Here is a 17,237-nt window from a genome sequence, read left to right on the forward strand (position 1 = left end):
ACGCCATCACGCGCGGAACACCGCCACTGCGTGCTTCAGCTCTTCTGATTGCCGTGCCAGCACCGAGGTGGCTGCTGCGGCTTCTTCCACCAGCGTGGCGTTCTGCTGCGTCACTCCATCGAGTTGCGACACCGAGTCGTTGATCTGCGCAATGCCGCTGCTCTGTTCGCGCGAACTGGCCGAGATTTCCGACATGAGCTGCGTGACGGTCTGCACCGATTGCACGATCTGCGTCATGGTGGCGCCGGCCTGGTGCACCAGCGCCACGCCATCGCGCACGGACTGATCCGACGCGCGAATGATCTCCTTGCTCTGGGCAGCAGCCTGCGCGCTGCGTTGCGCGAGGCTGCGCACCTCACCGGCCACGACGGCAAAGCCGCGGCCTTCTTCGCCGGCACGGGCGGCTTCCACCGCGGCGTTGAGTGCGAGGATGTTGGTCTGGAAGGCGATGCTTTCGATGGTGGCGATGATCTCGGTCACGCGCTGGCTGTCGGCGCGGATGGCGTCCATGGTCTGCACGACGCGCTGCACGACCTGTCCGCCGTCGGCGGCGATGTGCGATGCCTGTTCGGCCAGCGCGCTGGCTTCGCGCGCGTGATCGGCATTCTGCGCAACCATGGACGTGAGCTCTTCCATGCTTGACGCGGTTTCTTCCAGCGCGGCAGCTTGCTGCTCGGTGCGGGCCGACAAGTCATGGTTGCCGGCGGAAATCTGCAGCGTGCTATTTGCGACGTTGGTGGCGCCATCCTGGATGTCGTGCACGATGGACGACAGGCTCGCGCGCATGGTGGCCATGGCACGCATGACCTCGCCCAACTCATCGTTGGAGCGGACTTCCACGGCCGTGGTCAGGTCGCCCGCGGCCAGGCGCGTGGCCAGCGTAGCCGCTTCTTCCAGCGGGCGGATCAGCGTGCGCGCCAGCAGCACGCCCGACATCGTCGCAAGCCCCGCACAGCCCACACCGGTCAGCCACAGCCAGTCACGGCTGAGCACCAGCCACGTTTTGTCGTGCAGGTCCGCTGCTTCCAATGCGATGTGCGCCCACAGCGTGCCAATCAGGATGGCCACGGCAATCAGGCTTTGCAGCCCGATGACCCTGAAGCGCAAACTGTCGCGCTGGAACAGATTGACGGCGCGTCGCCAGCCCGTGCGCAGGATGCGACCGGCACGCACGGTGTAGGACGTGTCGCCTTCGTTGATGGCGGCGTAGGCGCGCTGCGCGCGCGCAATCTGCGAGGGCGTGGCCATCGAGCGCACGGAGGTATAGCCGACGACGTTGCTGCCCTGGAACACGGGCGTGACGTTGGCGAGCACCCAGTAGAAGCCGCCGTCCTTGCGGCGGTTCTTGACGAAGCCGCGCCACGGCTTGCCGGCTTGCAGCGTGGCCCACAAGTCTGCAAAGGCGGCCTCGGGCATGTCGGGATGACGCACAAGATTGTGCGGCGCGCCCATCAGCTCTTCCAACGAGTAGCCGCTCACGCGCACGAACGCCGGGTTGGCGAAGACGATGCGGCCTTTGAGATCGGTACGGGAGATGAGGTAGTCGGTGGGGGCGAGTGCGGTTTCGGCTTGGGTGACCGGGAGGTTCTTGCGCATGATGTGCCGCGCCTTGTGGGCGCGCAGGTAGGCGGAAATCAGCAGGAATGGGCGGGAGTCCTCCCTTGCAACGGCACGCCTGGCGCGGGACTAAAGACCGAAGCCGGCCGAAATGTGACGTGATTTGATCCAGATCAAATTGGAGCGTGGTTCCTCCAGCCCCTCAGAACGGGTACGCGTGGGCATAGCCATTGCTAATTTGAAGGCAGCGGGCGCATCCGCTGGAAATGGAGGAACACGGTGTACAAGATCTGTGGCGACGTGGAGATCGTCCCTCGGGTGATCCCGGCGGGCGAGCATGGTTGGGCGGCCCGTATCGACGTGGTTTTCCGCAGTGCGGAGGGGCAGTCGATGAGGGGCTCGCAGCCCGTGCTGCCGAGTTGCACGTTCGGCTCACCGCGTGAAGCGATGGATGCCGCGCTGCTGTATGGGCAGCGCGTGCTGGGTGATTGGGTGCGCGGCGCGGCGTGACGGTACCGGCGCGCAGCCTCAGGTGGGGCCTAGCGGCGCTCCTGCGCCTTGCGTTGCTCGCGCGTGAGCCCTGCTGTCCAGTAGCCTTTGGCATCGATGGCATCACGCGGCACCGCCCAGGTGTCTTCAAGCAGCGTGCGCACCTGTTTGAGCAGTGAAGCTTCGCCCGCCAGAAAGACTTGCGGTGTGCCTGTCGGCAGCGTCTGTGCGCTCAGCGCGCCCACCACCATGGCGCCCGCGTGCGCCGTATCGGCTTCGATCCAGTGGATGTCGTGGCTGCGCGGGTGCCCGGCAAATGCACCTTCGAGTGGTAATTGCGCACGGGCATCGCTGATGGCGATAAAGGCATGCACGGGCGTGCGCTCCGGCAGACTCTCCAGAATGGCAAAGATGGCCGGCAGCGCGGTTTCATCCCCCACCAGCAACGTCCACGGTGCAGCGGGATTGGCCTGGAAACCGCGCTTGGGGCCGGCAAACTCCACTTCATCGCCCGGGGCGGCGTGCTCCAGCCAACGCGCGGCGGGGCCGTGTTGCGCAGTGGGCGTCTCGTCGTGCACGACAAAGTCAACCTCCAGCTCGGCACGCTCGGCGTGGTAGCGGCGGATGGTGTAGGCGCGGCCGAGTGTGCGATCGGCAGCGCCGTTTGCCTTGAGTGGAAACATCAGTTTGATTGCGGCGCCCGGCGACATGTCGGCCAGATCGGCCAGGTCAGTCGGCGAGATACCGGTAAAGACCACACGGCGCATACGCGGCGACAGCGTGTGGATGGCGTGCACGCGCACACGGCGCGTGGCGGGTTTGAGAGGGCTAAGCAGCTGCGACATGAGACCTTGTGTGCGGTAGAAGGCGAACATAGTTGGGCTGCGGAAAAGAGGGGAGATATGGCTGCGCAGATGTCATCCAGGTGGCGGTAGGCCACCCCGGATCAAGGCCGCACGGCTCAACGTTCCCCAGTGATTTCCTTGAGGGCGCGTAGCAGGATGTCTGCCACGCGTTGTTGCTCTTCGCGCGAAGCGAAGCGTTTTTCCATGATGGCGAACTTCAGGCGCCAGCGTGCGGTGCGCAGCGGGTCGTTGCCGGTGTCGGCCCATTCAGCCGAGCCGTCGGTTTCGCGGTCGAAGGCCATGGCTTCGTTCATGCGTTTGACGCGTTCACCCATGGCGCGCAGCTGCGCGAGGATGGCGTCGGCGCTGTGCTGGCGTTCGGCCAGCCAAGCCTCGCCTTCGGGCGTGATGCCGTAGCGCTTTTTGTTGCCCTCGGCCGTGACGGAGGCGAAGCCGTGGTCTTCCAGATAAGACAGCGCCGGGTAGACCATGCCAGGGCTCGGTGTGTAGAAACCCAGCGAGTGTTCTTCCACCGCCTTGATGAGTTCATAGCCGTGACGCGGGCTGCCTTTGAGCAGCGCCAGCAGCACGAGCTGCAGGTCGGCCGAGCTGAGTCGCCGGCCGCGCCAGGGGCTGCCGCCTTCGTCATCGCCCTCGCCGTAGCCGCCCGGGCCGCCAAAACCACCCACACCGCCCATCCCACGGCCAAAACCACCGCGGCCGTGGCCATGCCGGCCCATCATCATGAAATGCTTTTCCATCCACATTTTGTGGTGGCGCCCAAACCATCCGTGCATCGTCACGCTCCTGCTGAACATCATTCGATATATCTTAAGATACATCGAATGATAGTGGCGACCATCCTGAAGTCAAGGACGAGGGCGAAAAAAGTTTGAGGAGCAGGGCGTTAGGTTGCCGCTTTGTCGCTGCCGACCATGGCCGCGTGCACCAGCCAGCGCCGCACGACCTGTTCTTCCTCGGGTGTGAAGCCTTCGAGCAGTTCCTGTTCAATGCCGCCGGATCGCTTCCGGCAGGCGGCCAGCAGGGCTGCGCCTTCTGGCGTCACCTCGATGTGCTGGATGCGGCCGTGCACGGCATGCGGCCGGCGCGTGATGGCGCCGCTGCGCTCCAGGTTGGCGACGATCACGCTCACGGTTTGCGGAGTCTGCATGGCCAAGCGGGCGAGGTCGGCATTCGAGACGCCGGGGTAGGCGCGGATCATGGTCAGCACTAGGAACTGCGGCAGCGTGACACCCACGTCGGTCATGGCGCGCTCCATGCGCAGGCGGTGCGCCGCGTTGGCCTGGCGCAGCAGGTAGCCCAGATAGCCTTCCTCACCGCGTTTGCCTTGACCGGGCTCGGGAATGAAGGGCGTGTCCAACGTGTTGCCCGTGTTGGTGGTAGGGGCGCGCTTGCTCATAATGTCAGAGTTCGAATATTATGTTCGTGCACTGATATTACCACTCCGACAACTTCGTCACAGACAGCGCACAAAACAGGAGCCATACATGCACGATCTCTCGCCTCGCATGGACTACACAGAATTCGTCGACACCGCCGTTGGTGTGCCGGCCGCATTGCAAGCATTGAGCAAGGCGGTGGACGCCTCAGGGCTGGAAAAGCCGCTGACCGAACTCATCAAGGTGCGCGCTTCGCAAATCAACGGCTGCGCGTTTTGCGTGCAGTTCCATCTGAATCTGTCGCGCAAGCTTGGGGTGGCGCCTTCCAAGCTGGACTTGGTGGCCGTGTGGCGCGACACACCGGCGGTGTTCACCCCGCGCGAGCGCGCTGCGCTGGCCTGGACGGAAGCGCTGACGGCCTTGGCGCGCCCGGTCGATCACGGTGTGGAGGACCACGCGTACGACGCCGTGCGCGAGCATTTCTCCAAGACCGAAGTGGCATTCCTGACGGCTGCCATCGCCAATATCCAGGCGTGGAACCGCATTGCCGTGTCGTTGCGCTTTGCGCCGCCGGTGCCCGCAACCACCCCGGTTGCATCGCAGGAGGCATGACCATGGACACCATCCGCCCCATTGAAGACGAAGCCGCGTTGCGTGCGTGCTTTCCCGTCATGCATCAGCTGCGGCCGCATCTGGCCGATGCCGATGAGCTGGTCGCACGCTGGCGCCGGCAGGTTGAGGAGGGCTATCGTCTCATCGCGGTCTGGCGTGACGGCACGCCTGTCGCCTTGGCGGGTTATCGGTTGCAGGAGAACCTCGTCTATGGCCCCTTCCTGTACGTCGACGATCTGGTGACCGACGCCAACCTGCGCAGCAGCGGTTTGGGCAACGTGTTGATGGATCATCTGAAGGACACGGCACAGCGCCTGGGGTGCGCGCGGCTGGTGCTCGACACGCCGTTGTCCAACGTGCTTGGTCACCGCTTCTACTACCGCAATGGCCTGCTGGCTGGTGCACTGCGTTTCGGGTTCAACACGCCAGCAAGAGGCGCCGCATGACGACGTTGCTGCATGTGGCGGTGAGCCCGCGAGAAAGCCGATCGCACAGCCGGCGTGCTGCGCAGCTGGTGCTCGACCAACTGGCGGAGGCCAACGCTGGCTTGCGCATCATCGAGCGCGATCTTGCGGCAACGCCGCTGCCGCATCCCGATGCCGCCTTCGTCGAGGCCAGCCTGATGCGCGACGCCGATCGCACCCACGCACACCGTGCGGAACTGGCGCTGTCCGAGACGTTGATCGGTGAACTGGAGGCAGCGGATGCCGTGTTGATCTCCACGCCTGTGCACAACTACACCGTGCCGTCGACACTGAAGGCGTGGATCGACCTGGTGGTGCGGCCCGAGCGCACGTTCCGCCGTACGCCGACAGGCAAGGTGGGCGTGCTGGCGGATCGCTCGGTGCTGGTGGTGTCGGCATCGGGCGGCAATTTTGACGGTGCCCACGCGCAGACGGATTTCCTGATGCCGTATCTGCGCTATGTGTTCGCTACCGTGGGCATCCAGCAGGTGGAGGGCATCCGCTTGCAGAACACGGCGCGCGGTGCGGATTCGGTGGCGCAGGCGTTTGAGGCATTCCGCCAAGAGTTGGCGACACGCATGTTGCTGATGCCGCTGGTGGCGTAAGTCACCCTCGGCCAAAAAAAACAGGCCAGCGCTTGGCTGGCCTGTCTCGACTTCATCAGCACCTGCGGCCGGGAGGGCAGCCGTGGATGCGGTTCTTGGGGTGACCGTGGTTACGGTCCCAGCCACCTTGACGCATTTCCCAGCCATGGCGACCGTGCACCCAATGTGGGGCTCGCCAATGTTGGCCGGGGCGCCCGCGCATCTGGTGGCCAGGGCGCCAGACGTAACGGTTGCCGTGCAATTGCCAGTAGCCAGGTGCCCACACGTAGCCAGGCGGCAGTCTCGGAATCCGCTCGTGGCGTGGCGGCGGCGGTGGGCCGATCCGAACGTGAACCGACACCTGCGCCTGTGCAGGTAACGTAATCGAACCAAGCGCGCCCGCAACCGCCAGGCAGATGCCGAGCATCCATGCATTCTTCTTCATGTGAGGATCCTCGCGAAATGAAGTTTCGCCTGGATCGTAGCATCGGGCGCCGCGACTGCCCTAGTGCACCGCTCCACCGCTTACCTTGAGATCGGCACGCGTGGCGAGCGCAACGCCAATCGCCGTGCGTATCCCTTTGACTTGCGTCTCCAGCGACAGGCTTGGCCGGCCTGCATGCCGTGCGGCCAGTTCGGGCGTGGTCGGCACGTGGATGAAGCCACCGCGCACCTGCGGCGCGTGCGTGGCGATGTGGTGCATCAGGCCGTAGAACAGGTGGTTGCAGTTGTACGTGCCGGCACTCTGCGACACCGCTGCGGGCACGCCCGCCTCGCGCAGCGTGGAGAAGTACGCCGTCGGCCCGTCTGTCACCACGGGCGTGTCGACCGGCTGGTTACCTGCATTGTCCGGAATGCGCGCATCGATCACGTTGATTGCCACGCGTTCCACCGAGATCTCCGCCCGCCCGCTGGCCAGCCCGAGCGCGAACACCAGCGTGGGCGACGTCTCTTCAATTGCCGCCACCAACTGTTCATTGGCGGCGCCGAACACGCAGGGCAACTGCCGCGCCACAATGGTCGCACCGTCGATTTGCGTGCCATCGAGCGCCTGCGCGATGTCCCAGGAGGGGTTGGTCGGGTCGGATTCAAATGGCTCGATGCCGGTGACGAGGACTGTAGTCATGCATGGCTCCTTGCAAAAATGCGTAGGTATGCAACTAAATGGCGATAAAAAAGGCGGCAGGTGCCGCCTTGGCTTTTGTTACGTGTTCAGCGCGCTGCGCACGTCACGGAGGGCCTGGACCGTGTCGTCAAATACGTTGGTGCCTACGTGCTCGCGCAAGCGCCGCGCCACCTTGGCGCTGGCCGCTTGCAACGCAGCTTCCATCGCACGTGCGGCATCGGTGGGGAACAGATTCCACTCGCGGCCGTCTTCCGCTGAGGGCTGGCGTTCCACCAGTCCCTTGGCGACCAGACCATCAACGAGCCGCGTGGCGGTCGGCCGCGCAATGCCCAGTACCTCGGCCAGTTCGCGGTTGAGCACGCCAGGCCGTTTGAGCACCACACGCAGCACGAACCCCTGCGGCGGCGTCAGGCTGAACGGCGCGTATGCGGAAGTCCATTCGCGCTCGACGGTGCGGGCGAGGGCAGTCGTGTTGAAGTACAGGCAGTGATCGAACATGCGCGGCAGTCTAGCGATAGATCGTTAGGGATGCAACGAATATTTCCGCCGATCCATGATCGACAGATTCAGGGTGCAGCCTCGGTTGCCTGCGCAAGTTGCTTGAGCGCTTGCACGAAGTAGGCACGGTCATGCGGCGCGAGGTCTTGTGTGGTTTCCGACAGCCGCTCCATGGCAGTGCGGGTGGTGGCGTGATCGCCGTCGGCATTGGCAAACCAGGCCAGCTCGAGCAGCAGGCCGCTGACTTGCACGTGGCCGTAGCGATGGCGGCCGCTGTCGTGCTCACGCAGGCGCAGCGCCGCCACGTCGGCCCAGCGTTGCGGCCAGTAGCGCGCATCGAAGGCTTCGGCAAACGGGCCGGCCTGAGCCCTGAGGTCTGCCAGCGTGAGCGCGGCGTGCGGCGCATCGGCACGCGCAATGCGCATCAGCGCGATGGCGTTCCAGGCCGACTGCAGCGGCCCGCCGTTACGCAGCGCTTGCCACTCGCTCATGGCCAGCCAGCGTACGGCATCGGTGGTGCCATCGGCGGTTGCCGAGTTGCCCAGCGCATCCCGCAGCAGCCAGCACGTCATGCCGAGGTTGGCGGCAACCTGCTGCACGGCATCGGAGGCCTGGCTTTCCAGCGCGGCGGCCAGTGCAGTTTCGAACTGGGCGACGATGCGCTGCGCTGTTTGTCCGCGCACTTCCGGCGCAACGTCAGCCGTGTCGGCGTAAAGCAGCCGTGCGCGTTCGATCAGAGCACTGAGGTTGTTCCACTCAAACCGGATCTGCGGGTGATAGCGCAACAGGCTGCGGCCGGGTTCGGCGTCGGCCATGCGTGCGAGCAGGCCGGCGGCGAGGTCAAGATCGCGCCGGTCATACGCGCACCAGGCGGTGACGACACGCTCCATGGCGGCGAGGTAGTCGTTGCCGAGCACGTGCCGCTGGCGACGGTGTGCCCGCAGTTGCGAGAGCAGGGCACTGGCGCGCGTGGAGTCGCCCAGCCGGCGGGCGGCCATCGCCTCGCCCAGGGTGACGAGGGCGCGCTGGAAATCGTTGTCGGCAGCATCCCCCGCGTGGCGCAGGGCGAGGAGTGCGCCGCCGCGCTCGGCATCCGATGCGCTGCCGGTGTGGGTGCCGGCCCCCAACGCGTGCAGCAGGCGCCCTTCGCGCATGGCATGGCGTGCCGTCAGGAAGGCGTGCCAGAACGCCGGGTTGGGTGTGCCTGGGGCGGGGCCGGACAGCGCGCTGGCGGTGGCCTCTGCAGCGCTGTCCGTTGCGCATTCCGCGGTGGCGATGCCAAGGAAGGCGCGTACGTCCGTATCGTCGGCAATGCGCCCTTCGACCAGACACACGACGCGCGCGGCATCTTCGGGTGTGAGCCAGAACGGGCCCTGGCTGCGTTTGTCGGCGTTGAGGAAGCGCGGCTCGCGGTCGCGCTGTTCGCCCCAGCCGGCTTGCACGCCCCAGTTCTGCCAATCGCGAAACGCGCGGCTGATCATCATGCGCTGCGTGCTGGCATCCGATACCGCGCCGCGCAGATCGGCCAGTCGCACAAAGGGCTGCTCGGGCGACAGGCGGTGTGCATAGGCCAGCCGCACCAGCAGCCACAGGCTCTGGAACGGCGCGCGCCGGCCGTCGACGGTTTGCGGCGTGGTCAGTTCCAGGTGAAGGGCGGGCAAGGTGGGTGGCTGCATACGGAAACTGCGGTGGAGGCTGCAAGGCAAAAGCACTGCCGTCATTGTGCGCCAAGCCGTTTGTTACAGGCGTTACGCGTGTGACGTGCAGCCTGTCTTGCGCGCTGGAAAGGGCACAGCGCGCTCCCTACGATGCGCAGCGCCGGTGCTTGCCGGCAGCTACCGACAACGTTCAAGGAGTTCCTATGTTCCCTCGCTGGTCAAAGACCTTTGCGCTGGCCCTCACAGCCTGTGCTTTAGTGATGGGCGCCACTCAAGCGCACGCCGAGCTGGTCGTGCGCGATGATCTCAAGCGCGTGTTTGACGAAGCCGGTGTTGCCGGCACCTTCGTGCTGATGGACATCAGTGGCGATCGCACCTACGTGGTGGACCCGGCACGCGCCGCGCGGCGCATCCACCCTGCATCAACCTTCAAGATTCCCAACAGCCTGATCGCCTTCGATACGGGTGCCGTGCGTGACGATCACGAGGTGATCCCATACGGTGGCAAGCCACAGCCCTTCAAACAGTGGGAGAAGGACATGGCATTGCCCGAGGCGATCCGCGTGTCCAACGTGCCCATCTATCAGGAAGTCGCGCGACGCATTGGCCCTGCGCGCATGCAGGCCTACGTGGATGCCTTCGACTACGGCAACCGCCAGATCGGCAGCGTGATTGACCAGTTCTGGCTGCGTGGTCCGCTGGAAATTTCCGCATTTGAAGAGGCGCGCTTCACCAGCCGTCTGGCGCTCAAGCAGTTGCCAGTGAAGCCGCGCACCTGGGATCTGGTCCACCGCATGCTGCTAATCGAAAAACAGGGCGATGCCGCGCTGTACGCCAAGACGGGGGTCGCTACCGAGTATCAGCCCGAGATCGGCTGGTGGGTGGGCTGGGTCGAGCGTGAGGGGAAGGTGTATGCGTTCGCCCTGAACATCGACATGCCGCTTGAGGCCGACATGGCCAAGCGCATTCCGTTAGGAAAACGGCTGATGCAGGCATTGGAAGTGTGGCCAACACCCTAGATCTTGAATAACGCGGTATTTCCGATTCTGATGATCAATCGGGAATACCCGTGGTTAAGAATAAGAATCGGGTTGTGAGACGATTTTGTATGTAAAGAATTGTTGAATCTGGCTGGTACAAAATGGCGGTTAAAAACATGTCAGGTCTGGTCGTCCGTAAACGACTGGATAAAGAACATCGCCCGAGGGTCGGGTACTGGGGGTTGTTATGCGCAAGCGTTATACGAGAGGGGCCGTTGCACTGATGGCGGCGATTGGTTTGATTGGGGCGACCGGAGCACTGGCCGCTGGCGGCCAAAGCGGCGGCACGATCCGTTTTACGGGGGCTGTCGTTGCAACCGGGTACAGCGTGCAGGCTGGGCAGCGTGCTGCCGGCTCGGCCGATGGGCTGCAGGCCCGTACGGCCGCAACCGGCAATCAAGTGGTGGTGGACTTCAACACACCCGCGGTCAAGCCAGTGCCAGCCGAGGTGTCGGTTATGGCGCGCGGCAAGTCGTCGGGGATGTGGCATAGGGTTGGTGAAGCCGTGAGCGGGGCACTGATGCGCGCTCGGTATGACGGCTTCAAATCCAACGTGCTGGCGGGCAACCGCGGAATACTCACGCTCTCACATTCACCTGGCGCCGAACCAGCACTGGCCATCGTGACGGTTGCATACAAGTAAGGCGGGAATTCTCCCGCCTTTTTTATTGGTTGCGCCAACCCTTACGACGCCACCGGCCCCACTGGTGATTGAAACGGGTGGTACTGATACAGCCACGTTTCCGACAGCGGCTTGCCATCCACGCGCAGGAACAGGCGCATGTCCACCGGCTCCTTGCCGTCGACCGTCAAATCGAACTGCGCGCGCCAGTGGCCCGGCACGCCGTTGGGCACCGCTTCAGTAAATACATACGAGAACGTACCGCGCGAGGAGCTCAGCACCGCTTCGGGCTTTACGCCAAAGGGCAGCTTCTCCAGCGGGCCACCCTTGAACTCCACCATGAACTTGCGCACACCGTGCGGACGCGGTTGGCCCGGCTGGCCACCGTTGCCCAAGCGCGTGGCCACGCAGCGCGCCAGCGGCGTCGGATACGGCTCATCGGCCAGCCAGTGCAGGCGGTAGCGCAGGCGGTACTGGCTGCCTGCGCGTGCCGGCGCCTTCGGCACCCACATGGCGACGATGTTGTCGTGGATCTCGTCGTCGGTCGGGATCTCGATGAGTTGCACCGCGCCTTCGCCCCAACCTTCCAGCGGCTCGACCCACAGGCTCGGACGGCGCTCGTAGTGCACGCCGTCCTGATAATTGTTGAAATCGCGATCGCGCTGCAGTAGGCCGAAGCCGCGCGGGTTGTTGTCGCCAAACGCCGAGGCCATCGTGCGCGGCGGATCGTTCAGCGGGCGCCAGATGCGCTCGCCGCTGCCTGTCCACAGGGCCAGGCCGTCGGAGTCGTGCACCTCGGGGCGCCAGTCGGTGGCGGTGCCCTTGGCGGTTTCCGAGAACCAGTACATCGACGTAGCGGGCGCGATGCCGAAGCGGTCAATGTCCTTGCGCAGGAAGATCGCCGTGTCGATGTCCATCACCACGCCCTTCGTGCGATGCATGACGAAGCGGTACGCACCCGTGATGCTCGGGCCGTCGAGCAGCGTGTAGATCGTCACCGAATCGGCGCGGTTGTCTGCCGGCGTATCGAACCACACGTGCGTGAAGTTGGGGAATTCTTCCGGCTTGCCTGCCTGTGCCACGTCTAGCGCAATGCCGCGTGCCGAGAGGCCGTACTGATACAGCTCGCCAATCGCACGGAAGTACGACGCACCCAGGAAGGCCACCCAGTCGTTCTTCTTCCAGTCGAGCTTTTTCTGATCGCCCAGGCGGCTTTCCTGGAAGCGGAAGCCGGCGAAGCCGCTGCCGCGCGGCAGCTTGCGCGCGGGGCTGTCAGCGGGCATGTCGAAGTACGACTCGTCGTAGACGACCTCGCGCGCGGCGCCTTTCTCCACCACGTGCATGCGCACCGGTGCGCGGAAGAACGTGCCCAGGTGGAAGAACGTCACCGGAAACTGCCCCGGGCCATCGGCAAACAGCGCGTGCGCCGTGTCGAACTTGATCTTGCCGTGGGCTTCGTAGTCGATCTTGGCGAGGATGTCGGCCGGTGCGGTGGCGGGTGGCGTGTACGGTTGGCCGGCCATCGCGCGGGCGCGCTCGATCAGCGCATCGAAAGAAAACGGTGCGGCATCGCCCAGTTTGACGCGGCTGGCGGCCAGTGCTTCGGGCGTGATGCCGAGCGCTGCCAGCGTGGCGGTAACGGAGGCGGAGGCAAGAAGGGTTCGACGTGTGACCATAGGTGCCTGTAACGTAACTTTGAGAATCAGAACAGTCCGACATGGTAACGCGGGCAGGGGTTCCGGACGGGGACTTGGCGTCGCACTTGGTGAGGCCGGTTGGCATGCGACTTATACTTCGCCCATTGTGTTTTCAGAACAAGAACAATATGCCGGTTGATTGGAAAGCCCGCCCCGCGCGCGGTCGTTTTGTCCTCGGCTGCGTCGCCCTCGTCGTGATCGGGGCGCTCAGCAGCTATCTTGGTTATCAGGATGGTGAACGTCTGACGGCCGCGTGGTCGCGCCTGAGCGTCGGCGCAGCCGTTGTGGCCATTGGCCTGCTCGGCGTTCTGCTGCTGGCCTTTGGCTCCGCAGCGCGCCGTGAACGCATGCTGTTTTCGAGCGTAGCGGTGCGTTCGCGCCGCGCGCGACTCTCCGGCTGGGTGGCCTCGCTGGTGATCGGGGCGTTCGTCTTTGCTTATGTCTACACGTCGACGGGCGTGTAACCGCACCGCTCCCGCTGGCGTTCACGCCGCTGGTCCGCCGTTCGTCGCACGCCGCTTGGTTGACGCCAAACGGTTGGTGATACTGCCTGCCACCGATCCAATGTGGGGGCTTCATGGCGCAACGACATCGCAGTCTTGGCTGGTTAGCCCGCGCGGGTGTCGCGCTCGGCCTCGCCGTGTGCACGCACGCAGCGATCGCTGCGCCACAGTGCGATGCGCCAGCCCAGTTGAACGACGGCTGGCAGGTCGAAGCCAGCCCTGCCGCCGCCGACTTCGATGCCGAGCGCCTTTGCACCGTCCTGCACAATCTTGCCGACGGTGATATCAACTTCCACAGCCTGCTTGTCGTGCGCCACGGCCATTTGGTCACCGAAGTCTATCGGGCCGGCAAGGACGAGCGCATCAAAGACCTGTTCCGCACCACGCGAACATTCGGCCCATCGACCGTGCACGATGTCCGGTCGATCAGCAAATCGGTGACGAGCCTGCTCTGGGGGATTGCGCAGGCGCAAGGCAAGATGCCGTCGCTCGACACGCCCGCGTTGTCATTGTTTCCGGATCTGGCCGACCTCAATGGGCAGGGGCGTGAAGCGATCACGCTGGCGCAGATGCTCTCCATGTCGAGCGGCCTGGCCTGGAACGAATGGAACGCGACCGGCCTGCTGGACAACGACGAATTTGGCTTGATCTGGCGCGGTGCGCAGGCGCATTACGTGTTCGACAGTCCTATGGCGGCGTCGCCCGGTGCGCAGTTCAACTACAACGGTGGCAACACGGCAGTCCTGGCGCAACTGCTGGTGGAACGCGTCGGCATGTCGCTGCCCGACTACGCACGCAAGCACCTTTTTGAACCGCTCGGCATTACCGACTGGGAATGGGTCGATGATTTTCGCGGCCGCCCGATGGCGCACGCCGGGTTACGGCTGCGCCCGCGCGATCTTGCTCGCATCGGGCAACTGGTGCTGCAGCACGGTCAATGGCAAGGCCGCCAGATTGTGCCCGCCGAATGGATTGCGGAATCAACGCGCCCGCACATCGACACTGGCATCGAGCCCGGCTTGCAGTATGGCTACCAGTGGTGGCTCGGCAAGGTGGAGGCGGGCGGCGAGCAGCAGGACTGGGTTGGCGGCATCGGCCGGGGCGGGCAGCGCCTCTGGATCGTTCCGGGGCTAGACATGGTGGTGGTTGCCACCGCGGGTGACTACAACCAGCGCGCCATCTGGAAGCAGACCGAAACGCTGTTCAGCCAAGTCATGGCGACGGTACAACCAGCGCCGCCAGCTGCGTCCGCCGCCAGATAACCGCTGCGCGGTTCAGAGGAACCGGTCGAGGATCTTGCGGCTGGGCTTGTCCAGCGCAAAGTGATCGCGGATCAGGTAGTGGATGCCGTGGCTATCCGAGATCAGCAGCGTGCTGCCAGTCAAGCGGCGGATGTCCTCCTCGCCGCGCAGCACGAGGTCGGTCTGGCCGCGATCGGTCTGCACCGTCCACGTGCTGGGCGTGGCATAGGTCGATACGCCGATGATCTTGCGGATCTCGGGCATGAACTCGCGTGAGGCCAACTCATCGGCAATCAGCGTGCGTGTGGGCTCGGGCAGTGCATCCAGTCGCGTGATCCAGGCCAGCTCACGGCCGTCGGTGCTCATCAGGCTGAAGCCGTCGGTCGCCGCGGAAATCGGAAACGCGCGCACAGGCACCACGCCTTCATGCGAGGTGCCGTCGGCCAGGGTCATGACCAGCTTGCCGAGGGTGTTGCGGCTGAGGGTGAAATCGGGCGTCTGCATTGCCGTGCTATTCCAGAAACGTGATTGCTGCGCTTATTGCGCGTAAGCCGGCTCGGCAGCGTCCACACGCTCGCCGTCGCTCGTCATGTCGGTGTCTGCGTCGACATTGCGGGCCTGTGCCTGATAGAGCTTGTAGTACGCCCCTTCGCGCGCCAGCAGTTCATCGTGGTTGCCCACCTCGACGATCTGGCCGCGGTCCATGACGACCAGGCGATCCGCCTTGCGCAGGGTCGACAAGCGGTGCGCGATGGCAATGGTCGTCCGGCCCTGCACGAGGTTGTCGAGCGCCTTCTGGATTTCCTTCTCGGTGGTCGTATCCACGGACGATGTGGCCTCGTCCATGATCAGGATGCGCGGGTTGATGAGCAGCGCGCGCGCAATCGAAATGCGCTGGCGCTCACCGCCCGACAGCGCCTGGCCTCGTTCACCGACCAGCGAATCGTAGCCGTGCGGCAGACGCAGGATGAACTCGTGTGCGTGCGCGGCACGTGCAGCGGCAACGATCTCGTCGCGCGTGGCGTCGGGTTTGCCGTAGGCGATGTTGTCGGCGATCGTGCCGAAGAACAGGAACGGCTCCTGCAGCACCAGGCCGATGTTGCGGCGGAATTCCGAGATGGGCAGCGAGCGGATGTCGACGCCATCCAAGCGGATCGCCCCTTCCGACACATCGTAGAAGCGGCAGATGAGGTTCACGAGCGTGCTCTTGCCCGAGCCGCTATGCCCCACCAGGCCGATCATCTCGCCCGGCTGGATCGACAGGTTCAGGCCGCGGATCACCGCCCGGTTGCCGTAGCGGAAGCCCAGGTCGCGCAGTTCGATCGCGCCATCAACCTTGTCGAGGTGCATGGGCTTGGTCGGCTCCGGCACGCTCGACACGTGGTCGAGGATGTCGAAGATCCGCTTGGCGCCGGCCGCCGCCTTCTGCGTGACGGACACGATGCGGCTCATTGAATCCAGACGCGTGTAGAAGCGGCTGATATACGTCAGGAACGCCACGAGCACGCCCACGCTGATGGCGTCGTGACTGATCTGCCAGATCCCGAAGATCCAGACCACCAGCAGGCCCACCTCTGTGAGCAGCGTCACGGTGGGCGTGAACAGCGACCACACTGCGTTGACCCGGTCGTTGATCGCCAGGTTGTGCTTGTTGGCTTCGGCGAAGCGCGTGACTTCGCGCTTTTCTTGCGCGAAGGCCTTGACCACGCGGATGCCCGGGATCGTGTCGGCCAGCACGTTGGTGATTTCCGACCAGATCCGGTCGATCTTCTCGAAACCGTGGCGCAGGCGGTCGCGCACCAGGTGGATCATCCACGCAATAAAGGGCAGCGGCACCAGGGTGACGAGCGCCAGCCACGGGTTGATGGAGATGAGGATCACCGCCGTCATCGCGATCATCAGCACGTCGGTAGCGAAGTCGAGCAGGTGCAGCGACAGGAACACGCTGATCCGGTCGCTTTCCGAACCGATGCGGGCCATCAGGTCACCCGTGCGCTTGCCGCCGAAGTATTCGAGCGATAGCTTGAGCAGGTGCTCGTAGGTGGTGGTGCGCAGGTCCGCGCTGATGCGCTCGGACACGCGCGCCAGCAGGTAGGTGCGCGCCCAGCCCAGCGACCACGCCACCAGCGCAGCGCCAAAGAGGCCGGACAGGTAGAGGGTGACCAGGCTGTAGTCGATCGGCGTGCCGTTCTGATACGGGATCAGCACCTTGTCCATCAAGGGCATCGTCAGGTACGGCGGCACCAGGGTGGCGGCCGTGCCGAGCAGCAGCAGGGCGAAACCGGTCAGCAATTGCCAGCGATACGGCCGAGCAAAGCGCCACAGGCGCAGCAGCGCCCAGGTGGAAGGGGGCTGTTCCAGTTCGCGGCTGCACTGGGGGCAGGTGTCTTCACCGGGCGGAAGCGGCGCCTTGCAGGTCGGGCAGACGTCTGAGTCGGCTGGTGCGGGCTCCGCGCCTGTCGTGAGTGCGTTACGGCGCGCGTCGAACACATCGGTCAGCCGCAGGGCGTCGGCGTTGTGGCCCAGCGTGTACCGCCAGCTCGCCAGGCGGCGCTGGCCGTCGGACAGCTCCAGCGTGCCCACGCCGGCGTGGTCGGTGTGCGAGAGCGTCATGCCGGGCGCGATGTCCCAGCTTTGCAAGTCCTTTCCGCCGGGTGCCCGCCCGATCAGGCGGCGGTGCGTAACAACCAGCCACCCTTGGGTAAAATGCAACCTTGCGTCCAAATCCAGCTGCAGTCCGGCCAGGACGGTTTCCTCTGGAGCGAGGCTTGAGCCGAGCTCGACACTCCAGGGGTCCTGAGCGCGGGCAAGGTTGGGGGCGGATGTTGGGGAGGACTGGGTCATGAGCGGCGCAAAGAATTCAAAAAGCGCGTCCCAATGGCCCAAAAAACAGCCCAAAAC

At 64.7% G+C, this 17,237-nt stretch carries 19 protein-coding genes; 8 read left to right on the forward strand and 11 right to left on the reverse strand.

From position 1 onward, the window contains the following. Positions 1–6 precede the first annotated feature (6 nt). Positions 7–1,596 carry a PAS domain-containing methyl-accepting chemotaxis protein gene (locus V6657_RS21565; protein ID WP_048933717.1) on the reverse strand — a complete coding sequence of 530 codons (1,590 nt, stop codon included), beginning with the start codon at positions 1,594–1,596 and terminating at the stop codon, positions 7–9. Positions 1,597–1,836: 240 nt separating this feature from the next. Here V6657_RS21565 and V6657_RS21570 point away from each other — a divergent pair, with 240 nt between their 5' ends. After that, complete coding sequence (locus V6657_RS21570; RefSeq protein ID WP_048933716.1) at positions 1,837–2,067, forward strand: hypothetical protein; 231 nt, start codon at positions 1,837–1,839, stop codon at positions 2,065–2,067. Between the two features lie 29 nt (positions 2,068–2,096). On the opposite strand, the gene V6657_RS21575 is transcribed toward V6657_RS21570, so the two are convergent. From V6657_RS21575 to V6657_RS21585, 3 genes are all read right to left on the reverse strand, one after another. Next, positions 2,097–2,921, reverse strand: a complete 825-nt coding sequence (locus tag V6657_RS21575; RefSeq protein WP_048933715.1) for a siderophore-interacting protein — start codon at positions 2,919–2,921, stop codon at positions 2,097–2,099. A gap of 86 nt (positions 2,922–3,007) precedes the next feature. Continuing rightward, positions 3,008–3,688 carry a PadR family transcriptional regulator gene (locus tag V6657_RS21580; protein WP_048933714.1) on the reverse strand — a complete coding sequence of 227 codons (681 nt, stop codon included), beginning with the start codon at positions 3,686–3,688 and terminating at the stop codon, positions 3,008–3,010. Positions 3,689–3,798: 110 nt separating this feature from the next. Continuing rightward, positions 3,799–4,311: a MarR family transcriptional regulator gene (locus V6657_RS21585; protein WP_048933713.1), complete on the reverse strand. Its 513-nt coding sequence runs from the start codon at positions 4,309–4,311 to the stop codon at positions 3,799–3,801. Between the two features lie 88 nt (positions 4,312–4,399). Between V6657_RS21585 and V6657_RS21590 the strand changes: the two genes are divergently transcribed. From V6657_RS21590 to V6657_RS21600, 3 genes are read left to right on the forward strand one after another with little or no spacing between them, the layout of a single operon-like run. Further along, on the forward strand, positions 4,400–4,903 hold the full coding sequence (locus V6657_RS21590) for a carboxymuconolactone decarboxylase family protein (protein WP_048933712.1): 504 nt from the start codon (positions 4,400–4,402) through the stop codon (positions 4,901–4,903). Next, complete coding sequence (locus tag V6657_RS21595; RefSeq protein WP_048933711.1) at positions 4,900–5,349, forward strand: GNAT family N-acetyltransferase; 450 nt, start codon at positions 4,900–4,902, stop codon at positions 5,347–5,349. Before V6657_RS21590 ends, V6657_RS21595 begins: the two co-directional genes overlap by 4 nt. Beyond that, positions 5,346–5,972, forward strand: a complete 627-nt coding sequence (locus V6657_RS21600; RefSeq protein WP_048933710.1) for an NAD(P)H-dependent oxidoreductase — start codon at positions 5,346–5,348, stop codon at positions 5,970–5,972. The genes V6657_RS21595 and V6657_RS21600 overlap by 4 nt, the downstream gene beginning before the upstream one ends. A 484-nt stretch (positions 5,973–6,456) precedes the next feature. Here V6657_RS21600 and pcp read toward each other — a convergent pair whose 3' ends face one another. From pcp to V6657_RS21615, 3 genes are all read right to left on the reverse strand, one after another. After that, positions 6,457–7,077, reverse strand: coding sequence for a pyroglutamyl-peptidase I (pcp, locus tag V6657_RS21605; RefSeq protein ID WP_048933709.1), 621 nt, complete (start codon positions 7,075–7,077; stop codon positions 6,457–6,459). A 78-nt stretch (positions 7,078–7,155) separates the two neighbouring features. Next, on the reverse strand, positions 7,156–7,575 hold the full coding sequence (locus V6657_RS21610) for a MarR family winged helix-turn-helix transcriptional regulator (protein ID WP_048933708.1): 420 nt from the start codon (positions 7,573–7,575) through the stop codon (positions 7,156–7,158). Positions 7,576–7,643: 68 nt separating this feature from the next. After that, the gene (locus V6657_RS21615) at positions 7,644–9,251 is read right to left on the reverse strand and encodes a hypothetical protein (RefSeq protein WP_048933707.1); all 1,608 of its coding nucleotides are present in this window, start codon (positions 9,249–9,251) and stop codon (positions 7,644–7,646) included. Positions 9,252–9,436: 185 nt separating this feature from the next. On the opposite strand from V6657_RS21615, the gene blaOXA reads away from it, so the two are divergent. Then, the gene (gene blaOXA, locus V6657_RS21620) at positions 9,437–10,252 is read left to right on the forward strand and encodes an OXA-60 family carbapenem-hydrolyzing class D beta-lactamase (RefSeq protein WP_048933706.1); all 816 of its coding nucleotides are present in this window, start codon (positions 9,437–9,439) and stop codon (positions 10,250–10,252) included. 208 nt (positions 10,253–10,460) lie between these two features. Next, positions 10,461–10,916, forward strand: a complete 456-nt coding sequence (locus V6657_RS21625) for a hypothetical protein (RefSeq protein WP_048933705.1) — start codon at positions 10,461–10,463, stop codon at positions 10,914–10,916. A 41-nt stretch (positions 10,917–10,957) separates the two neighbouring features. On the opposite strand, the gene V6657_RS21630 is transcribed toward V6657_RS21625, so the two are convergent. Next, positions 10,958–12,571 carry a glucan biosynthesis protein D gene (locus tag V6657_RS21630; RefSeq protein WP_048933704.1) on the reverse strand — a complete coding sequence of 538 codons (1,614 nt, stop codon included), beginning with the start codon at positions 12,569–12,571 and terminating at the stop codon, positions 10,958–10,960. Between the two features lie 149 nt (positions 12,572–12,720). On the opposite strand from V6657_RS21630, the gene V6657_RS21635 reads away from it, so the two are divergent. Then, positions 12,721–13,056 (forward strand): hypothetical protein, encoded by a 336-nt coding sequence (locus tag V6657_RS21635; RefSeq protein WP_048933703.1) that lies wholly within the window; start codon positions 12,721–12,723, stop codon positions 13,054–13,056. Positions 13,057–13,199: 143 nt separating this feature from the next. Here V6657_RS21635 and V6657_RS21640 read toward each other — a convergent pair whose 3' ends face one another. Next, on the reverse strand, positions 13,200–13,418 hold the full coding sequence (locus tag V6657_RS21640; protein ID WP_274923396.1) for a hypothetical protein: 219 nt from the start codon (positions 13,416–13,418) through the stop codon (positions 13,200–13,202). On the opposite strand from V6657_RS21640, the gene V6657_RS21645 reads away from it, so the two are divergent. After that, positions 13,419–14,357, forward strand: coding sequence for a serine hydrolase (locus V6657_RS21645; RefSeq protein WP_274923397.1), 939 nt, complete (start codon positions 13,419–13,421; stop codon positions 14,355–14,357). It begins immediately after the preceding gene. A 12-nt stretch (positions 14,358–14,369) separates the two neighbouring features. Here V6657_RS21645 and V6657_RS21650 read toward each other — a convergent pair whose 3' ends face one another. Together V6657_RS21650 and V6657_RS21655 are read right to left on the reverse strand one after the other, a co-directional pair. After that, the gene (locus V6657_RS21650; RefSeq protein WP_048933701.1) at positions 14,370–14,840 is read right to left on the reverse strand and encodes a DUF1854 domain-containing protein; all 471 of its coding nucleotides are present in this window, start codon (positions 14,838–14,840) and stop codon (positions 14,370–14,372) included. 33 nt (positions 14,841–14,873) lie between these two features. Further along, entirely contained in the window at positions 14,874–17,180 is a 2,307-nt protein-coding gene (locus tag V6657_RS21655) for an ABC transporter ATP-binding protein (RefSeq protein WP_048933700.1), read from the reverse strand. Positions 17,181–17,237: the final 57 nt, after the last annotated feature.

This window comes from Ralstonia sp. RRA, from assembly GCF_037023145.1.
In the GTDB taxonomy this organism is placed as follows: Bacteria; Pseudomonadota; Gammaproteobacteria; order Burkholderiales; family Burkholderiaceae; genus Ralstonia.

What these genes read in the sequence shown, in the direction of transcription:
- V6657_RS21585 (WP_048933713.1), bottom strand. Translation starts at nt 4,311, where the DNA reads ATGAGCAAGCGCGCCCCTACCACCAACACGGGCAACACGTTGGACACG.
- V6657_RS21595 (WP_048933711.1), top strand. Translation starts at nt 4,900, where the DNA reads ATGACCATGGACACCATCCGCCCCATTGAAGACGAAGCCGCGTTGCGT.
- V6657_RS21615 (WP_048933707.1), bottom strand. Translation starts at nt 9,251, where the DNA reads ATGCAGCCACCCACCTTGCCCGCCCTTCACCTGGAACTGACCACGCCG.
- V6657_RS21590 (WP_048933712.1), top strand. Translation starts at nt 4,400, where the DNA reads ATGCACGATCTCTCGCCTCGCATGGACTACACAGAATTCGTCGACACC.
- V6657_RS21600 (WP_048933710.1), top strand. Translation starts at nt 5,346, where the DNA reads ATGACGACGTTGCTGCATGTGGCGGTGAGCCCGCGAGAAAGCCGATCG.
- pcp (WP_048933709.1), bottom strand. Translation starts at nt 7,077, where the DNA reads ATGACTACAGTCCTCGTCACCGGCATCGAGCCATTTGAATCCGACCCG.
- V6657_RS21640 (WP_274923396.1), bottom strand. Translation starts at nt 13,418, where the DNA reads ATGGCCGTGGCGCACGACAAGCAGGCTGTGGAAGTTGATATCACCGTC.
- V6657_RS21575 (WP_048933715.1), bottom strand. Translation starts at nt 2,921, where the DNA reads ATGTTCGCCTTCTACCGCACACAAGGTCTCATGTCGCAGCTGCTTAGC.
- V6657_RS21580 (WP_048933714.1), bottom strand. Translation starts at nt 3,688, where the DNA reads ATGCACGGATGGTTTGGGCGCCACCACAAAATGTGGATGGAAAAGCAT.
- V6657_RS21630 (WP_048933704.1), bottom strand. Translation starts at nt 12,571, where the DNA reads ATGGTCACACGTCGAACCCTTCTTGCCTCCGCCTCCGTTACCGCCACG.
- V6657_RS21635 (WP_048933703.1), top strand. Translation starts at nt 12,721, where the DNA reads ATGCCGGTTGATTGGAAAGCCCGCCCCGCGCGCGGTCGTTTTGTCCTC.
- V6657_RS21565 (WP_048933717.1), bottom strand. Translation starts at nt 1,596, where the DNA reads ATGCGCAAGAACCTCCCGGTCACCCAAGCCGAAACCGCACTCGCCCCC.
- V6657_RS21610 (WP_048933708.1), bottom strand. Translation starts at nt 7,575, where the DNA reads ATGTTCGATCACTGCCTGTACTTCAACACGACTGCCCTCGCCCGCACC.
- V6657_RS21655 (WP_048933700.1), bottom strand. Translation starts at nt 17,180, where the DNA reads ATGACCCAGTCCTCCCCAACATCCGCCCCCAACCTTGCCCGCGCTCAG.
- blaOXA (WP_048933706.1), top strand. Translation starts at nt 9,437, where the DNA reads ATGTTCCCTCGCTGGTCAAAGACCTTTGCGCTGGCCCTCACAGCCTGT.
- V6657_RS21650 (WP_048933701.1), bottom strand. Translation starts at nt 14,840, where the DNA reads ATGCAGACGCCCGATTTCACCCTCAGCCGCAACACCCTCGGCAAGCTG.
- V6657_RS21625 (WP_048933705.1), top strand. Translation starts at nt 10,461, where the DNA reads ATGCGCAAGCGTTATACGAGAGGGGCCGTTGCACTGATGGCGGCGATT.